This window comes from Burkholderia vietnamiensis LMG 10929, assembly GCF_000959445.1.
Taxonomy (GTDB): Bacteria; Pseudomonadota; Gammaproteobacteria; order Burkholderiales; family Burkholderiaceae; genus Burkholderia; species Burkholderia vietnamiensis.
Window position 1 is genome coordinate 422,432 of record NZ_CP009632.1, and the last position, 15,795, is coordinate 438,226.

Annotated in this window: 18 protein-coding genes; 10 read left to right on the forward strand and 8 right to left on the reverse strand. The window is 67.7% G+C overall.

The window, feature by feature from the left end; all coding sequences use genetic code 11:
* Positions 1-31 precede the first annotated feature (31 nt).
* Positions 32-382, forward strand: coding sequence for a hypothetical protein (locus AK36_RS26740; RefSeq protein WP_043292619.1), 351 nt, complete (start codon positions 32-34; stop codon positions 380-382).
* Positions 379-591, forward strand: coding sequence for a twin transmembrane helix small protein (locus tag AK36_RS26745; RefSeq protein ID WP_011880017.1), 213 nt, complete (start codon positions 379-381; stop codon positions 589-591). Before AK36_RS26740 ends, AK36_RS26745 begins: the two co-directional genes overlap by 4 nt.
* A gap of 201 nt (positions 592-792) precedes the next feature.
* On the opposite strand, the gene AK36_RS26750 is transcribed toward AK36_RS26745, so the two are convergent.
* From AK36_RS26750 to hmpA, 3 genes are all read right to left on the reverse strand, one after another.
* On the reverse strand, positions 793-2,097 hold the full coding sequence (locus tag AK36_RS26750) for a HipA domain-containing protein (RefSeq protein WP_011880018.1): 1,305 nt from the start codon (positions 2,095-2,097) through the stop codon (positions 793-795).
* A complete protein-coding gene (locus tag AK36_RS26755; RefSeq protein ID WP_011880019.1) occupies positions 2,087-2,371 on the reverse strand; it encodes a helix-turn-helix domain-containing protein in 285 nt (94 codons plus the stop codon). Before AK36_RS26755 ends, AK36_RS26750 begins: the two co-directional genes overlap by 11 nt.
* A gap of 319 nt (positions 2,372-2,690) precedes the next feature.
* A complete protein-coding gene (gene hmpA / locus AK36_RS26760) occupies positions 2,691-3,902 on the reverse strand; it encodes an NO-inducible flavohemoprotein (protein WP_045579627.1) in 1,212 nt (403 codons plus the stop codon).
* A gap of 197 nt (positions 3,903-4,099) precedes the next feature.
* Here hmpA and AK36_RS26765 point away from each other — a divergent pair, with 197 nt between their 5' ends.
* The 3 genes from AK36_RS26765 (at position 4,100) to AK36_RS26775 (ending at position 5,597) form a co-directional block, all read left to right on the forward strand.
* The gene (locus tag AK36_RS26765; protein WP_011880021.1) at positions 4,100-4,810 is read left to right on the forward strand and encodes an MgtC/SapB family protein; all 711 of its coding nucleotides are present in this window, start codon (positions 4,100-4,102) and stop codon (positions 4,808-4,810) included.
* A gap of 64 nt (positions 4,811-4,874) precedes the next feature.
* Positions 4,875-5,300 (forward strand): CBS domain-containing protein, encoded by a 426-nt coding sequence (locus tag AK36_RS26770; protein ID WP_011880022.1) that lies wholly within the window; start codon positions 4,875-4,877, stop codon positions 5,298-5,300.
* A 27-nt stretch (positions 5,301-5,327) separates the two neighbouring features.
* Positions 5,328-5,597, forward strand: a complete 270-nt coding sequence (locus AK36_RS26775) for a DUF2934 domain-containing protein (protein ID WP_011880023.1) — start codon at positions 5,328-5,330, stop codon at positions 5,595-5,597.
* A gap of 205 nt (positions 5,598-5,802) precedes the next feature.
* Here AK36_RS26775 and AK36_RS34040 read toward each other — a convergent pair whose 3' ends face one another.
* Positions 5,803-5,940: a hypothetical protein gene (locus tag AK36_RS34040; RefSeq protein ID WP_164716093.1), complete on the reverse strand. Its 138-nt coding sequence runs from the start codon at positions 5,938-5,940 to the stop codon at positions 5,803-5,805.
* Between the two features lie 72 nt (positions 5,941-6,012).
* The gene (locus AK36_RS26780; protein ID WP_045579628.1) at positions 6,013-8,214 is read right to left on the reverse strand and encodes a hybrid sensor histidine kinase/response regulator; all 2,202 of its coding nucleotides are present in this window, start codon (positions 8,212-8,214) and stop codon (positions 6,013-6,015) included.
* Positions 8,215-8,580: 366 nt separating this feature from the next.
* On the opposite strand from AK36_RS26780, the gene AK36_RS26785 reads away from it, so the two are divergent.
* The gene (locus AK36_RS26785) at positions 8,581-8,847 is read left to right on the forward strand and encodes a hypothetical protein (RefSeq protein WP_011880025.1); all 267 of its coding nucleotides are present in this window, start codon (positions 8,581-8,583) and stop codon (positions 8,845-8,847) included.
* 94 nt (positions 8,848-8,941) lie between these two features.
* Complete coding sequence (locus AK36_RS26790; RefSeq protein WP_011880026.1) at positions 8,942-9,946, forward strand: SDR family oxidoreductase; 1,005 nt, start codon at positions 8,942-8,944, stop codon at positions 9,944-9,946.
* Positions 9,947-10,086: 140 nt separating this feature from the next.
* Here the strand turns inward: AK36_RS26790 and AK36_RS26795 are convergent, their stop codons facing one another.
* On the reverse strand, positions 10,087-10,407 hold the full coding sequence (locus tag AK36_RS26795) for a hypothetical protein (protein WP_011880027.1): 321 nt from the start codon (positions 10,405-10,407) through the stop codon (positions 10,087-10,089).
* A 327-nt stretch (positions 10,408-10,734) separates the two neighbouring features.
* Here AK36_RS26795 and AK36_RS26800 point away from each other — a divergent pair, with 327 nt between their 5' ends.
* The gene (locus AK36_RS26800; RefSeq protein ID WP_011880028.1) at positions 10,735-11,505 is read left to right on the forward strand and encodes a class I SAM-dependent methyltransferase; all 771 of its coding nucleotides are present in this window, start codon (positions 10,735-10,737) and stop codon (positions 11,503-11,505) included.
* A 69-nt stretch (positions 11,506-11,574) separates the two neighbouring features.
* Here the strand turns inward: AK36_RS26800 and AK36_RS26805 are convergent, their stop codons facing one another.
* Positions 11,575-13,092 carry a cryptochrome/photolyase family protein gene (locus AK36_RS26805; RefSeq protein ID WP_011880029.1) on the reverse strand — a complete coding sequence of 506 codons (1,518 nt, stop codon included), beginning with the start codon at positions 13,090-13,092 and terminating at the stop codon, positions 11,575-11,577.
* Between the two features lie 477 nt (positions 13,093-13,569).
* Between AK36_RS26805 and AK36_RS26810 the strand changes: the two genes are divergently transcribed.
* Entirely contained in the window at positions 13,570-14,529 is a 960-nt protein-coding gene (locus tag AK36_RS26810) for an alpha/beta hydrolase (protein ID WP_043292622.1), read from the forward strand.
* Between the two features lie 100 nt (positions 14,530-14,629).
* Here AK36_RS26810 and AK36_RS26815 read toward each other — a convergent pair whose 3' ends face one another.
* Positions 14,630-15,601, reverse strand: coding sequence for a MerR family transcriptional regulator (locus AK36_RS26815; protein ID WP_011880031.1), 972 nt, complete (start codon positions 15,599-15,601; stop codon positions 14,630-14,632).
* Between the two features lie 26 nt (positions 15,602-15,627).
* On the opposite strand from AK36_RS26815, the gene AK36_RS33745 reads away from it, so the two are divergent.
* A complete protein-coding gene (locus tag AK36_RS33745; protein WP_155625036.1) occupies positions 15,628-15,786 on the forward strand; it encodes a hypothetical protein in 159 nt (52 codons plus the stop codon).
* Positions 15,787-15,795: the final 9 nt, after the last annotated feature.

Below are 15,795 nucleotides of genomic sequence, written 5' to 3' on the forward strand. Positions count from 1 at the left end.
ACCCGTTCGCAGTTCGCTCGATATCCGCATCATGACCCCCATCAAGTTCGTTCTCCGCTACACGGCGATTCCGTTCGTGGCCATCGTGGCCGTCGTCCTGTGGGCGGTCGTGCCGTCGTCGAAGGAAATCGACGCGCGGCAATATGCGGCGCTGTCGCGCGGATACGCGAACTTTCCGCTACCGTTGCGGCATGAGATCTCGGAATCGATGGCCGACGGGCGGATCAGCGACGGGCGTTATCAAGCGCTCGTGCGCGATTCGCTCGGCAATGGCGTCGCGCTGGACTGGCCGGCATCGGGCGTCGGCGACGTCGCGGCCGAGCGGCAAAAACTCGCCGAACTGCTGAAGGCCGATCCCGGCCTGGAGGACCATCGACAATGAAGGTTGCACTTGTTTCAACGGCTTTCGTGCTGATCATCGGAAGCCTGATCTTCGCGCTGTATTTCATGAACCACGACCGCGGCAAGAGCAAACGGATGGCGTGGTCGCTCGCGGCGCGCGTGGGCTTGTCGGTCACGCTGTTCCTGTCGCTGTTGATCGCGTACAAGCTCGGGTGGATCGAGCCGACCGGGTTGCCGATCGGGCGGTGACGGGCGCTGCGGCGGGTTTCTGCGCCGTCGGAGTTCCGTATGTGTCGGCAGCGGCGTGGCGAGAAGAGCGCGCGAGCCGCTGGCCGTCCGATCGAAGCCGTGGTGCGAAGTCGGTCATGCGACGCGTCGGCTCGCCACGCATCACACGGCAGTTTGGTTCAATGCGCGGCGCGTTGCCGCCATCCGCCCATCGTCGGTAGCCTAGCCGCGCCCACCGCGTAACGCCCGCCCCATCTCCGCGATCGGCATCGCGACGATCGAATTCAGCAGCCGCATCTCGCCGGCATCCGGCTTCGCCAGCTCGCGCACCTCGTCGAGCGTCTGCGCGACATGACGGTCGAGCGGCTCCAGAAAGCGCTGGAGTTCGCTCGCAGCCGCCCTCTCCCTGAGCCCCAGCGCCTGACCGAACGCCATCAGCGCGTTCGCGTCGATATCCGCAAACCGCGTCGCCGCGCCGAGCGGCATCGTCAGCTCGCAGTCGGGCCAGTGATCGCCGCGCTGATCGGGCCGGTGCGTCGGCGTCTGATAGACGACCGTGCTGACGATGTCGTAGAACGGCGCGAGCCGGTAGCCGCGCGCGTCGACGAAGAACGACAGGTTCTTCAGATGCGCATCGGCATTGCCGACCACGACGTTGAACACCGTCCAGCGGAACACCGACAGACGCGCAAGCGCCCGTGTGCTGGTGCGGTCGATCGCGCGCGCGAGCTCTTGCGCGTTCGCGCGCTGATACTTGAAGCCGCGGTCGTAATTGAGCAGCTGCATCGCGTCGATCGTGTGCAGCCGCCGGGCCGGCTGCGCGGCGACGTCGCGATCGAACCGGTCGATCACGTAGCACGCGGACGGTGCGCGCAGGAAGTGCACGTCCGGCACGTCGAGGCCCATTCTGCCCGCGAGCTTCATGCAGAAGAATTCGTTGATCGCCGAATGCGGATAGCCGGCCGCGCGCATGTCGGGCTTGAGCAGGTGCATCGACGGCTCGCTGCCGATCGGCTCGTACAGCGCGTAATCGGGCGCGTCGCCGCGCAGCACCACCAGCAGCTTCTGCTGCGCGCCGGCCGCCGACATGCGCTTGGGCGCGGTGGCCGTCAGCGCGCGCTCGGGCATCGCGCGGATGCGTCGCTCGAGCTCGTCGAGCGGCAGCGGTTGCAGGGCGCCGGGCGCTTCGTGCTCGCCGTCGGCCAGCAGCGTCAGCGCGCCGGCCGATTCGCGCCCGAAGTACGCGAGCAGGCCCCATGCGTCGGCGGCGGCGACGTTCGCTTCGCGCGCGAGCGACGTGCGCATGCCTTCCTCGGGCAGCAGGTTGTCGAAGAACCACTGGACCGGACGATCGCTCGACGTGTCGGTGAAGGCGCCGCCGCGCAACGCGAACGCCGGCGACAACGGACACGCGGCCGCGCTCGCGAGCCATTGCGCATTGTATTCGAACGACCAGATTCCCTTGTCGTCGGCGAGCGTGCCCATGCGCACGCCGTTGGCGGACACGACCAGCGTTCTAGCCGCCATGGCTGCTCCTGCGGCGTTGCGCGGCCTTCAGCGCCGTCGCCTCCGAAATCTCGACCGACGACTCGGCATACAGCCGCACGCCCAGCTCGCCGAGCAGCAGCATCACCTTGCCGATCTGCGCGGTCGGCTTGCCGGCTTCGACCTGGCTGATGAATTTCGGCGACAGCCCGGTCGCATTCGCCAGCTCGTCGCGCGTGAAGCCCTGCTGCAACCGGGCCGCGCGGATGAGATGGGCGAGCGCGCCGAGCGTGTCGACGGACTGGGACTCCGACATGACGTTCTCCGTGCTTCGTATCTGATCGGGAACAGTATTGCACAATTCGGGCGTGCAACCGCGGTTCGTATCCAGTCGGAAACGAAAAGGCGATTTGCGGGAGTTGAATCGAGGTTTCGTATCCGGTCGAATACGGAACAACAGCAAAGAATGCCTATACGGTGATGCCCGTATCCGCTCGGGTACGCGCGTTCGCGCGGCGCTGGCCCGGCCGGCATCGGGCCGGCGAGCGCGGCCATCGGCATCGTGCGCCGTGCATCAGCGCATCAGCGCCGCTGGCCGCCGCGCGCCGAATCCCCACGCGAGCCGTTGCGCCACCTCATTCGGCGAACAGATCAGGCCCGAACACCTCGTAATGAATCCGCGTCTCGGGAACGCCGAGCTGCTTCAACGCGTCGTGCTGCAACCGCATGAACGGCACCGGGCCGCAAATGTAGTAATCGGCATCGGGCAGCAGGAGCGCGTCCTTGATCGCATTCACGTCGACCAGCCCTTTCAGGTCGTAGTCGACGCCTTCCACATCTTGCGGCAGCGGGTCGTCGTAGAACACGACGAGCTTGAAGTTCGCATGGGTGCTGGCCGTCTCGCGCAGCCGGTCACGCATCGCATGCACGCCGCTGTTGCGCGCGCCGTGCACGAACACGACTTGCCGGTGCGAATCCTGGATCGCGCGCGTGAGCATGCTGATCATCGGCGTCAGGCCCACGCCGCCGCTGATCAGCACGATCGGCGTTTTCGCCTCGACGTCGATATGGAAGCTGCCGTAGGGCGCCGCGAGCGCGAGCGTCTGACCGACCTCGACGTAGTCGTGCAGCAGGCACGATACGTAGCCGGGCGGATAGTCGCCGCCGCTTTCCCGCTTCACCGAAATGCGGTACGTGCGTCCGTTGGGCATGTCCGACAGGCTGTACTGGCGAATCTGCTGCAAGCCGAGTTCGGGCACGTCCATCGCGACGCTGACGTACTGGCCCGGCTCGAAGTTCGCGACCGGTTCGCCGTCGGCCGGTTCGAGCACGAACGACGTGATGACGCTGCTCTCGGGGCGCTTCTCGCGCACGACGAAGGTGCGCCAGCCGGTCCAGCCGCCGAGCCGCTCGGACGACCGTTCGTACAGCGTGCTCTCCATCCCCATCAACAGGTCGGCGAGGTTGCCGTACGCCTGCGCCCACGCGGAAACGATGTCGTCGGTCGCCGCGTCGCCGAGCGTTTCCTTGATCGCCGCGAGCAGGTTCTCGCCGACGATCGGATAGTGCTCCGGCCGCACGCCGAGGCTCGCGTGCTTGTTCGCGATGTTCTTCAGCACGGCGGCGAGGCTGCCGGGGTCTTCGATGTTCTCCGCGTACGCGTACACCGCGCGCGCCAGCGCCTGCTGCTGTTGCCCTTGCTCCTGATGCGCCATGTTGAACGCGTTGCGCAGTTCCGGATGCGCGTCGAACAGCTTCCTGTAGAAGCACGTGATGATGTCGTAGCCGTGTTGGGCGAGGACCGGAGCCGTCGCCTTGACGATGTCCTTGGTTTTCTGCGTGAGCATGGTCGAACTCCTTCGTGACGAGGTGCGGGCGAGCGCCGCGCGCCCGATGCCCGTTTCTACAATTGCGCTTGCCGCACTACACGGTCCGCGTGCTCGGGCCGGTACGCGCATAGCGGGTCCGAACCTTGCGACGTACGCGGCGTCGCTGGCGGCCGCGCCGCGACGCATGACGCTCGACGATTTGCAAGGAGGCGCGCATGGAGCCGATGCCCGTCGTACTTCAGTGGGGCGACGTCGTCGCCAGGATCGTGCTCGCGCTCGTCGCGGGCGGGCTGGTCGGGCTCGATCGCAGCGAGTCGGGCAAGACGGCCGGGCTGCGCACGACGATCCTCGTGTGTCTGGCCGCGTGCCTGTCGATGCTGCAGGTCAATGCGCTGCTGCTGCAGGCCGGCAAGCCGCAAGGCGCGTTCTCGGTGCTCGACCTGATGCGGCTGCCGCTCGGCATCCTGACCGGAATGGGCTTCATCGGCGGCGGCGCGATCCTGCATCGCGACGGCCTAGTGTCGGGCGTCACCACGGCCGCGACGCTGTGGTTCGTGACCGTCATCGGTCTGTGCATCGGCGGCGGCCAGCTGCTGCTCGGCGCGCTCGGGCTCGTGCTCGCGCTGCTGGTCGTGTGGCCGCTGCGCTTCGTCGAGCAGCGTCTGCGGCGCGTCATGACCGCACGCGTCACGGTCGAATATCCGCCCGACTCGGCCGCTCGCGAACAGCTGAACGAGAAACTGCGCGCGGCCGGCTTCACCTGCCGTACGCACGGCTTTTGCGAAACGGTGGGGCGCGACGTGCGCGAGGAAGAGTTGATCGTGCAGTGGCGCGAAGCCGCTTCGAGCGACGCGATGCTGCAGCAGTTGATGCGGATCGTTGCCTCGGCCGGCCTGGGGTCCGCGCGCTGCTGGGCGCAGAGCTGAGCAGCGCGGAACGCGCGATGCTCCGGCAGCAGGCCGCCGTGGGCGGCTTGAACAGGAGCGAAGCATGACCTCTGTATCTGAAGTGATGACACGCGATGCGGCGACCATCGCGCCGACCCAGACGCTGCGCGAAGCGGCGCAAATGATGGACGCGCTGAACGTCGGCGCGCTGCCCGTGTGCGACGGCACGCGCCTCATCGGCATGCTGACGGACCGCGACATCGTCGTGCGGGCCGTCTCGATGGGCGTGCGGCCCGACGAGCCGATCGAGGGCGTCGTCAGCGGGCCGGCGAACTGGTGTTACGAGGACGACGACATCTCCGCGGTGCAGAACAAGATGGCCGAAGCGCAGATTCGTCGCGTTCCGGTGGTCGATCGCGACAAGCGGCTGGTCGGCATCGTCGCGCTGGGCGATCTGGCCACGTCGGCCGACGGCGGGATGTCGTCGACGCTCGGCGCGGTGTCGGCGCCGTCGAAACCGGAACGATAGAACGTGCAATCAGCTCAGGAGAATCGGATGAACGAAGACAGGGAAACGCAGATCAGGGAACGTGCGTACTGGCTGTGGCAGGCGGACGGTGCGCCTGAAGGGCGCGCGGACGAATACTGGCAGCGCGCCGAACGACAGCTCGACGCCGAGGGCGGCGACACGGACGGCGGCGGCGAGCTTGCCGCGGACGTGTCGATCGATCAGTCGGCGAAGCGTCGCAGTCCGGGGGAGCCGCTGCAGGATACGGATGCCGTACCGGCCGCGGAGGTCGCGCGGGAGAAGCGGCGCACGCGGTAAGGCACGGCATAGGGCGCGCCAGCCATCGGGCGTAAGGGCGCTGCTCGACGGCGGTGGCCGTCACTGGCGCCGCCGTGCGCGGGGGCACGAACTCGAAGAAGCGCGGCGGCTGCGGAAGCATCGGCAGTCGCCGCGCAGCACCAGCACGCATTCACCAGCGCACGCCCGGCTCCGCGCCGCCTCCATTACGTCGCGATCGACGCGCTCACCCATCCTCCCCGACTTCAGTCGGATCGGGAAGCTCGGGCAGATCGTTCCGACGCTCGGGCTGCGGATGGCCCGGCTTGCCGGCATGGCCGCCTTGCTCGTCGTCGTCGGGTGTCAGATCGTTCGGGTCGCTCATCATCGTTCTCCTCGGTCGCAAGGGTGCCGGCGCGGCTGGCATGCCGATCTCAAGCATCGACCGTGCCGCGGCTTAGCGCCCGGCTTGCGGACCGTCGTGGTTGGGCGTCCCGCCTTGCGCGCCGGTGCGGCTCATCGCGAGATGCAGCGCGGCCGGGTCGACCGGTTTCACGAAATGCTCGGCGAATCCGGTCGCGAGACAGCGCTCGCGATCCGAGTGGCGACCATAGCCGGTCAGCGCGAGAAAGATGCACGGCGGGACTTCGTTGATCGCCTTCAGCCGCAGCAGCAGTTCGTAGCCGTCCATCACCGGCAAACCGATATCGAGGATCGCGACGTCCGGACGATACGCGCGATACGCGGCGAGCGCCGTCACCGGGTCGTGCACGACCGCGACCTCGTGCCCGGCGTCGCGCAACCACTGCGCGAGCGTCGATGCGGCGTCCTCGTTGTCGTCGACGAGCATGACGCGCCGGCCGCTGCCGGGTGCGGCCACGCGGATGCCGGGCTCCGCTTGCGGCGCGGCCGCGGCGCCGACGCGCGGCCGGAATTCCGGCAGCACGATCGTGAACGTGCTGCCGCGGCCGGGCCCGGCGCTGTCCGCGCGCACGGTGCCGCCATGCAGGTTCACGAGGCTGCGCACCAGCGCGAGGCCGATGCCGAGGCCGCCGTGCGCCTGCTTGTTGTCGCCGTCGATCCGGTAGAACGGTTCGAAGATGCTCTGAAGGCGGTCGGGCGGAATGCCCGCGCCGTTGTCGTGCACTTCGATCAGCGTGCTGCCGTCCGCACCGCGTTGCGCGTGCACCGCGATGTCGCCGCCCGGCAGCGTGTATTTCGCCGCGTTTGTCAGCAGGTTCGCGACGACCTGCGACAGGCGCACGGGGTCGCCGTGGCAGCGCGCCTCGGGGTCCGTGTCGACGTGCAGACGGTGGCGGCGCTGCTCGAGCAGCGGGCTCGCGACCTCGACCGCGCGGTCGACGATGTCCGCGAGCCGCACCGCTTCCTTCTTCAGCGTGATCTTGCCGCGCGTGATGCGCGACACATCGAGCAGATCGTCGATCAGCCGGACCATGTGGTCCAGCTGGCGCTGGATGATCGCAATCTCGTTCGGCGTGGCCTGGCCGTCGCGATTGCGGATCAGCTCCAGCGCGAGCGAGATCGGCGTCAACGGGTTGCGCAGCTCGTGGCCGAGCACCGCGAGAAACTGGTCCTTCGCCTGGTTCGCGTCGCGCAGCTCGCCGAGCAGCCGGTCGCGCTCGGCGTTGGCCGCGACCAGCTTCTCGCGCGCCGCGACGTGTTCCGTCACCTCGACGGCGCTGACGATCACGCCGAGCCCGTCCGCCAGCGGTTGCGGATTGAAGTGCAGCCGGTACACGCGCGCGCCGTCCGCGTCGGTATCGTCGGTATCGGGCCGGTCGTGGTGCTCGCCGATCGTCGTCGAGCGCCCCTGCACGCGCGCCGCTTCCAGCGCGCGCGCGATCGCCGCGGTGTCGCCGCCGGGCAGCACCGACGTCAGCGGCCGGCCGACGATGTCGGTTCGGCCGCACAGCGCGGAGAAGCGGTGATTCGCGAGCACGATCCGATGCGCGGCGCCCGACAGCAGCGCGATCGGCAGCGGCGCATGCATCAGCACGCCGTTGCGTTGCTGCTCGGCATCCTCGCGGCGGCGGATCTCGTCGGTGAGCGCGCGCGCCCGTTGCTGGGACAGCGCGAGCGTCAGATGCAGCTGGTTCTCGTCGCTGCGCAGCGACGCCGAAGGCAGGATGCGCCGGTGCAGCGCACACACGTGGCGGAACATCTCCGACTGCTCGGCGCCCGGAAACGCGTCGTGCGGATAGCCGCAGTACAGCGAGAAGCGGTATCGCTCGATTAACTCGTTCCATAGCGCTTCGAGCCGCAGCGCACCCGCGTAGCGATGCTGCGCGCACAGCAGCGCGACCATTTCGCCGAACGCGTGTACCGGCCGGCCCGCGCGCACGGCCGCTTCGACGATGGTGCCGATCGAGCGGCGAAAGCGCGCGGGGTCGGGCAGGCCGCCGTCCATGCAGCTGTCGAGCAGTGCTTGCGCGCTCGACATGAAGACGCGGTCGCGCGCCGCACTGCCGTTCGCTCGCTCGAGCGTGCCGAGCCGCGCGTAGACGGCCGCCAGCCGCTCGGGCCGTGCAATCACGATCGCGCTGCCGCCGTCGCGCAGCGCGTCGGCCGAGAACGATGCGACTTCCGACACGAGCTGCTCGTCGGAGTCGTAGAACTGAACGAAGTGGTCGGTGCGCATCGGCGCGGATTTCAGCAGGGTAGAGGCAGATTTCATATCTCACGACACCACGACGCCGCAGGCAGCCGGCGAACCGGTACGGCCGGCCTATCCCGGCCGGCCTGAGCAAACTGCGTGCCGCGCCCGGATTCCCGTGCGGCGGGCGTCGCCGCGCCGCCATGCGGGCGCGCGCGGTGCCGGGCGGCGCTGCGTTTGTAAATTCTGCAGTGCAATGGTCGGATGGATACGGATGTTGCGCGGCCGCATGACGGCATGGCGCTTGCTGAAGGCGGGTGTCGTCGCACGCCGCCGCGCGCCCGCGATTCGAGCGCGTTCTGCACCGCCGCAGCGGCGTTGCGCCTGCCCATCCGCACACGGGAGAAAGCCATGACCCAATCCAGCATACCGAACGATCGCGACGCACGCGGCCTGGCCCGCACGCCGGAACCGCACGGCGGCACGCAGGCCGAACCGGCGCGGCCGCCAGGCCACGCGCCCGGCGGCGGCGAGCTCGATTCGATTCCGGGCGATCAGGCGCGCAAGGTCGTGCCCGACGATCCGCGTCAGACCGCCGCCCGCGATCCGTCCGACAAGCCCTGGCCCGACGGGCACGACGCGCCCGACGACGCAGGCGACCGGCCGCGCCCGCTGTAATGGCCAGTTGCGTTGCACGCGCCGCACCGCAGCCGCGGCTCGGCGCACTTCGGCATCCATCGCTATTCGTGTAGATCTCGCACCGGAGCCCACCATGTCATCAGACGAAGTATCCGAATCGCGCCGCAAGTGGATGCAGGGCACGACGGCCAGCCTGGTCGCGAGCGTCGCGATTCCGGCCGTCGCGCAGAATGCCGGCGCGACCGATGTCGGCGACACCGCGCCGCACGACCCGCGCACGCTGTATCCGCACGCGCCGTTTCCGCAGCAGCACCAGCCGTGGCCGGGCCTCGCCGGGCGCATGACGCCGCGGCCCGATCACGGTGAGCGCAGCTACCGCGGCAGCGGCCGGCTCGACGGCCGCAAGGCGCTGATTACCGGCGGCGACTCCGGGATCGGCCGTGCCGCCGCGATCGCGTTCGCGCGCGAGGGCGCGGACGTCGCGATCGCCTATCTGCCGGACGAGGAGCCCGATGCGCGCGAGGTGGTGCAATACATTCGCAGTGCGGGCCGCAAGGCAGTGCCGCTGCCCGTCGACATCCGCACCGAAGCGGCGTGTGGCAAGCTCGTCGAACAGGCGGTCGCAGGCTTGGGCGGGCTCGATATTCTCGTGAACAATGCGGCGCGTCAGCAGAGCCACGATTCGATCCTCGACATCAGCACCGAGCAGTTCGACTGGACGCTGCGCACCAATTTATATGCGCTGTTCTGGATCACGCGCGCCGCGATTCCGCACATGCCGCCCGGTTCGGCGATCGTCAACACGACCTCGGTGAATGCGTACGATCCGTCGGCGAACCTGCTCGACTACGCGATGACGAAGGCCGCGATCGCCAACTTCACGAAAGGGCTCGCGAAGCAGATGATCCAGCGCGGGATTCGCGTGAACGGCGTCGCGCCGGGGCCGTTCTGGACGCCGCTGCAGGTGAGCGGCGGCCAGACCGAGAAGAACGTCGAGACGTTTGGCCAGCAGGTGCCGATGGGTCGGCCGGGGCAGCCGGCGGAACTCGCGTCGATCTATGTCGAACTGGCGTCGTCGCGTGCGAGCTATGTGACGGGGCAGATCTATGGCGCGTCGGGCGGCGCGGGGCAGCCTTAGCGGCGCGGCGCAAGTGCCGATCGGCTGGACCGCTCCGGCGATCAGGCGCCGTTCGAACTGATCTTCAAGGCGTCGAATTCGACGGCGAGTTCGGCTCCTAGGCTTGAATACATGCAGGCATCCACGCCGCGCGTATCCCCTTACGAAAACGTGGTCGCGATCATGATGCCGAACACCACGCCGATCGCGATGCCGGTCAGCCGGCCGTAGATCGATGCGTGCACGTTGTCGTCGAGTTCGAACGGCGAGCGCTTGTGCTTCCATACCGTGCTGAAGACGAGCGGGCGCGCGAGCAGCAACGCGCACGCGATCAGCACCGGTGTCGCGACCAGCAGCGCGATGCGAGCGGCGTTCCAGTTGACGCCGTGCATCAGCAGCGATACGACGGCGGCGAGCGGCACCTCGACGCACAGGCCGAGCAGCGATCCGCCGACGAAGGAGTCTCCCGGTGCTTGGAACATGAGCGTCGGTCCGTTCGAAGGAATTGCGCACCCGCTTCGGGTCACATGAGAAAGCGATCGCGGCGAGCGGGCGACGACCGTGGTCGATCGTGTGGCCGCGATGTTAAGGCAATTTTCCGGCCGGTTGCCGGCGACTCACGCTATTTAACAAAGCGCCGATGCGCCGTGACGTCATATGCGCGCGACACTCGACGGCGCGCGGCTTCGGCCCGACAATACGCTCGCGCGTCGGCCGCTCGATTCGGCGAAACGCATGACCGAGCTTGCCGATTCGACGGCCATCGCGGCTGTCGGCAGCGCGCTCGAAGATCCCGGGGAGACCGAAACATGTTCGAAGACATCACCCACTATCCGACGACGATCGCATGCAAGGTGTGCGCTGCCGAAGCCGACATCTGCGGCGTGGTCGATATCTCGCGTTGCGGCGCCGACATGATCGCGGGGAACAAGGTCGATCCGTTCGTCGGTGTGCCGATCTACTACTACGCATGCCGGCAATGCGGCTTCACGTGCACGCCGGCGTTCGACCATTGGACGCACGACGACTTCGCGCGTCATGTCTACAACGACGACTACGTGCGCCATGATCCCGAGTATCTCGAGCATCGCCCGCAACAGCATGCCGACCTGATCTGCACGAGCTTCCCGGAAATGCGCGACGGCCGCATTCTCGATTTCGGTTCGGGGTTGGGGCTGCTCGAGCGCAAGTTGTCGGCGCGCGGGTTCGGCGACGTCACGTCGTACGATCCGTTCAGCCAGGCTGTCGCGCCGCACGGCACGTTCGACGCGGTGCTGTCGTTCGAGGTGTTCGAGCATCATCCGCAGCCGCGACGCCTGTTCGCCGACATCGTCCGCTATCGCGGCGTCGCGGGCGCGCTGCTGTTTCAGACCTCGCTGATCACGCCGGAGATTCGCGCGCGCGGCATCGAGCAGTGGTGGTACTGCGTGCCGCGCAACGGACATATTTCGTTCTACACGAGCGCGGCGCTCACGCTGCTGGCGACGGAGCACGGGCTCGAACTGGGATCGTTCAGCCCGGAACTGCACGTGGTGTTCGATCGCGCGTCCGCGCCGCGGTGGGTGTCGAAGTTCTTCTGAACGATGCGGCGCGCAACGCGCTACGTGGCGTCCGCGTTCATACCGCAATCCACCGCCGCTACGACCATGCTACGCATGGCTTTCCGAATCGAGCCGCTTCACCGATTCCAGCGCGCGTGCACGCGCGCACTGATGATCGACGATCGGCATCGGATAGCTTCGCCCGAGCGTGACGGACGCGCGTTGCAACTGCTCGCGCGACGCGGCCCATGGCGCGTGGACGGTGTCTGCGGAAAGCTGCGCGAGCTCGGGCACCCAGCGACGCGTGTAGTCGCCGTGCGGATCGAACTTCTGCGCCTGCAGAACCGGATTGAAGATGCGGAAATACGGCGCCGCGTCGGCGCCGCTGCCCGACACCCACTGCCAGCTCGCGGGATTGCTCGCCTCGTCGGCATCGACCAGCGTATCCCAGAACCATGCTTCGCCCTGTCGCCAGTCGATCAGCAAGTGTTTCGACAGAAACGACGCCGCCACCATGCGCACGCGGTTGTGCATCCAGCCGGTATGCCACAGCTCGCGCATGCCGGCATCGACGAGCGGGTAGCCCGTGCGGCCCGTCTGCCACTTGCGCAGTGACTTCGCGTCGTCGCGCCACGGCATCGAATCGAACTGCCGGCGGAAATTGACCTGATGAAGCGGCGCGAAGTGATACAGGAGGTGGTACGAGAATTCTCGCCAGCCGATTTCGCTGAGGAACTTGCTCAACGGCCCGTCCTTTGAGTCGACGCCGCGCACGATGCGCGCACTTCGCATTGCATCGGCCGCCGACAGCGTCGCGTACCAAACCTGCCGAACCGATATGTTGCCGAAGCGCAGATACGGCGACAGCCGGCTCGTCGCGCGAGCGGCCGGAAAATCGCGCAGCGTCGGATAGTCGGACAGCGAATTCTCCAGGAATGCTTCGAGTTGATCGCTGGCGGCTTGCTCGCCGCACTGCCAGGTCTCACGCAGCCCGCCGGCCCAGTCGGGAGCCGACGGCTGCAGCTCGAGCTCGCGAAGCGTGCAGACGTGTGGCGTCGCGTGGGCTGGAACCGGAAAAAACCGGATGTGCGACGGCGCCGGCAGCGGAACCGGCGGGAAAAAATCGTCGCGCCGAGCGGCTCTCCAGTACGCGCTGAAGACCTGGAACGGCAGGCCTTCGCGCGTGGTCACCGTCCACGGTTCGCGCAGCAGGTGCCCGTTGAACGTCGACACGGCGATCCCGCGGTCGATCAAGTCTCTCTTGATCGACGCATCGGTGCCGGTCTGCGCCTTCGCGTAACGCCGGTTCCAGACGACCATCGCCGCGCCGATCGCTGCGGCGAAACCGGTGATCGCTTCATGCTCGTTGCCGCGCAGCAGAATCAGCGAGCCGCCATGCGCCGCGAGCGCGTCGTCGAGTTTGCTCAGCGATTCATGGAGCCACCAGCGCTGCGCGCCGCCCATCGCACGACCGTGTTTCGGCGCGGCGTCGTGCACATACACGCAAACGACCGGGTGCCCGGTGTCGAGCGCATGCGTCAGCGCGGGGTTGTCGGCCAGCCGTTGGTCGTCGCGGAACCATACGACGACGGGGCGAGCTTCGTGCGGAAGGTCGGAGCGGGTCATGAGTGTGTCGTGAAGAGTTGCGGTTGCATGGTGTGAACGGGATGGGGCCGAGCCGCGCGACGTATCCGAACGATGGCCGCGTTATTCATGTCGCGGCCGTCCATTGCCCGCGATGACCGGCGCGGTCACGCCGTCCCAACGCGCTGCGATCGCGATCGCCGCCGGCAGGATGAGCGCCCACCTCGTCCGTGGCCACAGCGATGCACACGTCGCATCTCGACACGGCGCGCAACGTAATACGTCCTTCGCGGGCGCAGCCGAGCAGCGCCGAAGAAATAGGGCGATTCGCGGACGATGGCTTCATCGGGAGCGATGGCGGGCATGCGGGCTCCGTTCGTTGGTTCATGTGTATACGGCGGTGCGCGGCGAACGGATGCATCTCGTGCCGACACGAGCGGAACGCGCGCCTGCATCCGCCTGCGCCCTGACTACGTATACGCGGGTGTGCGACCCGCGTGGTCACAATTGGAGATTTGCATGAACCTCAAGGTCGCGCTCGCCGTGCTGTCCGTGCTGGTCGCAGCCGCTTTGCTGGCCGCGCACAGTCCGCTGCGGCTTCTGAATGCATTGACGCCGACCAACACCTTCCGCCTTTTCGCCGATATCCCCTACGGGCCCGGCGAGCGCCAAGTGCTCGACGTCTACTTGCCGGCGCGCGTGGCGCGCGACTGGCCGACCGAGCCGAATGCCGGCGCGCCCGTCGTCGTGTTCTTTTACGGGGGAAGCTGGCAGTCGGGCAAGCGCAACGACTATCTGTTCGTCGGCGAGGCGCTGGCGTCGCGCGGCTTTGTCGCCGTGGTGCCCGACTACCGCACCTATCCGGCCACCACCTTTCCCGGCTTCATCGACGACGCGGCCCGTGCGGTCGCATGGGCGCGCGGGCACGCGGCTGCGTTCGGCGGCGACCCGCGGCGCGTGTTCCTGATGGGGCATTCCGCCGGCGCACAAATCGCCGCGCTGCTCGCCACCGACGGCCGCTATCTGGCCGCGAGCGAGATGCGCAGCAGCGAGATCGCGGGCGTGATCGGGCTGGCCGGCCCATACGATTTCCTGCCGCTGCGCGATGCGACGCTCGAACGGATCTTCCCCGACGACCAGCGTGCAGCGAGCCAGCCGATCCGCTTCGTGCGGGGCAGCGAGCCGCCGATGTGGTTGGCCGTCGCCGAGAACGATACGGTGGTCGAGCCCGGCAACACCGATCGATTCGCGCGGGCGTTGCAGAACGCCGGCGATAGCGTGGTGGTCACGCGCTACCGGCATCTGAGCCATGCCGCGCTGGTCGGCGTGCTGGGCGCGCCGCTCAGACGCGCGGCGTCGGTGCTGGACGATCTGTCGGCATTCGTCGAGCGCGCGGGCGGCGTGTCGAACGCCGGAGTCGCGAGCGGCGACGCAAAGCCGCGCGCTGCGACGGTCGCGTCGGCGGTTTCGGCGCAGTGAGCGGTGGTGAAATGGAACGGGCGCGCTCGTCGCCGCGCATCGCGCGTCGACGACGCGCTACGCCACAACGCAACCCAACCGCTGGCTGGCGATTGCCGCCCTAGACCGACTTCGGCGCTTGCGCGGCCGCGTCCAGCCCTTCTTCGCGCAGGATGACGGAGAGTGCCGTTTCGAGCAATTCGGCGGCCCGATTCGCCGCGTCGCCGAGATGGCGGTGCAGCAGCGCATCGGCGGGCGAGCGCGACACGCATTCGTCGCTGTAGCGCTCGAACGCGCTGAGCTGCATGATCAGTTCGGACAGATGGCGCGGGCATTCGCATTTGACCGTCGTCGACAAGCCGCTCAGCGACGCGAGCGTCGCTTCGTCGAAGCGGCGCTGCGTGCGCAGCCACAGCCCGCGCTCGGTGTCGTTCGCCTGTCGCGCCTTGACGACCGCCTGGGCGAGTTTCGAAATGATCGACGCGGAGTTGGTCTGGCCTTCCGTCGAGCGGAACAGCTCGAACCCGGACAGCCGCGCCAGCTCGACGGCCTCCGCCGTGCCGAACCCGTATATGACGGCCACCGCATGTGCATTGAGCGCTTGCGCCGCGCTGGCCAGTTGTGACACGACGTCTTCATGAAGCGACGTGGTCGTCGCGATCAGCGCATCGGCGGACGTACCGGTGTGCCGGCTCGCTTCGTCGATCGATTCGATGCGCGCCGCGATATGGATGCCCATGCGCTCGATAGCGGACGCCGAGATCGGCAGCGCGCCGACGACGGCTAGGCTCACGCCCGTTTCGGGCAGCGCCGCGCCGCGTGTATCGGTCAACGACAACGCCTCGAGTTCGTCGCGGCTCAGGCTCGCGATTGAGCCGATCGCGTGACCCTGATTGACGAGGGCTTTCAGCAAACGAATCCGCTGCACGTCGTCGTCCGAGTACATCCGCTGCCCGGACGGCGTCTTCGGCGGCGCAACCACGCCATAGCGCCGCTCCCAAATCCTCAGCGTGGCTGCTGGCATGCGTGCCAGGCGCGCGGCCTCGCCGCTGCGATAGCGGTGCGGCGTATCGCGATCCTTGCGAGCGGACATCGGTGCTCTCCTGAAGTCGATGGCTGATGTATCAGGATTTTACGCAGTTTGCCGGAAATTTGAAGCAGGAAAGTGATTCAATGTACGTAATTTTGGTCGGAAAGATGGTTCGTGAAGCGCATGCGCGGCTAGAATGTATCGGTGCGGCGGGCGTTGTGCGCGAAGTTGTAAGTGAAGGATCGTGACGCATCCGG

Bases quoted from the DNA above. Each gene is read 5' to 3' on its own strand.
- AK36_RS26740 (WP_043292619.1), top strand. From the start codon at position 32: ATGACCCCCATCAAGTTCGTTCTCCGCTACACGGCGATTCCGTTCGTG.
- AK36_RS26745 (WP_011880017.1), top strand. From the start codon at position 379: ATGAAGGTTGCACTTGTTTCAACGGCTTTCGTGCTGATCATCGGAAGC.
- AK36_RS26750 (WP_011880018.1), bottom strand. From the start codon at position 2,097: ATGGCGGCTAGAACGCTGGTCGTGTCCGCCAACGGCGTGCGCATGGGC.
- AK36_RS26755 (WP_011880019.1), bottom strand. From the start codon at position 2,371: ATGTCGGAGTCCCAGTCCGTCGACACGCTCGGCGCGCTCGCCCATCTC.
- hmpA (WP_045579627.1), bottom strand. From the start codon at position 3,902: ATGCTCACGCAGAAAACCAAGGACATCGTCAAGGCGACGGCTCCGGTC.
- AK36_RS26765 (WP_011880021.1), top strand. From the start codon at position 4,100: ATGGAGCCGATGCCCGTCGTACTTCAGTGGGGCGACGTCGTCGCCAGG.
- AK36_RS26770 (WP_011880022.1), top strand. From the start codon at position 4,875: ATGACCTCTGTATCTGAAGTGATGACACGCGATGCGGCGACCATCGCG.
- AK36_RS26775 (WP_011880023.1), top strand. From the start codon at position 5,328: ATGAACGAAGACAGGGAAACGCAGATCAGGGAACGTGCGTACTGGCTG.
- AK36_RS34040 (WP_164716093.1), bottom strand. From the start codon at position 5,940: ATGAGCGACCCGAACGATCTGACACCCGACGACGACGAGCAAGGCGGC.
- AK36_RS26780 (WP_045579628.1), bottom strand. From the start codon at position 8,214: ATGCGCACCGACCACTTCGTTCAGTTCTACGACTCCGACGAGCAGCTC.
- AK36_RS26785 (WP_011880025.1), top strand. From the start codon at position 8,581: ATGACCCAATCCAGCATACCGAACGATCGCGACGCACGCGGCCTGGCC.
- AK36_RS26790 (WP_011880026.1), top strand. From the start codon at position 8,942: ATGTCATCAGACGAAGTATCCGAATCGCGCCGCAAGTGGATGCAGGGC.
- AK36_RS26795 (WP_011880027.1), bottom strand. From the start codon at position 10,407: ATGTTCCAAGCACCGGGAGACTCCTTCGTCGGCGGATCGCTGCTCGGC.
- AK36_RS26800 (WP_011880028.1), top strand. From the start codon at position 10,735: ATGTTCGAAGACATCACCCACTATCCGACGACGATCGCATGCAAGGTG.
- AK36_RS26805 (WP_011880029.1), bottom strand. From the start codon at position 13,092: ATGACCCGCTCCGACCTTCCGCACGAAGCTCGCCCCGTCGTCGTATGG.
- AK36_RS26810 (WP_043292622.1), top strand. From the start codon at position 13,570: ATGAACCTCAAGGTCGCGCTCGCCGTGCTGTCCGTGCTGGTCGCAGCC.
- AK36_RS26815 (WP_011880031.1), bottom strand. From the start codon at position 15,601: ATGTCCGCTCGCAAGGATCGCGATACGCCGCACCGCTATCGCAGCGGC.
- AK36_RS33745 (WP_155625036.1), top strand. From the start codon at position 15,628: ATGTATCAGGATTTTACGCAGTTTGCCGGAAATTTGAAGCAGGAAAGT.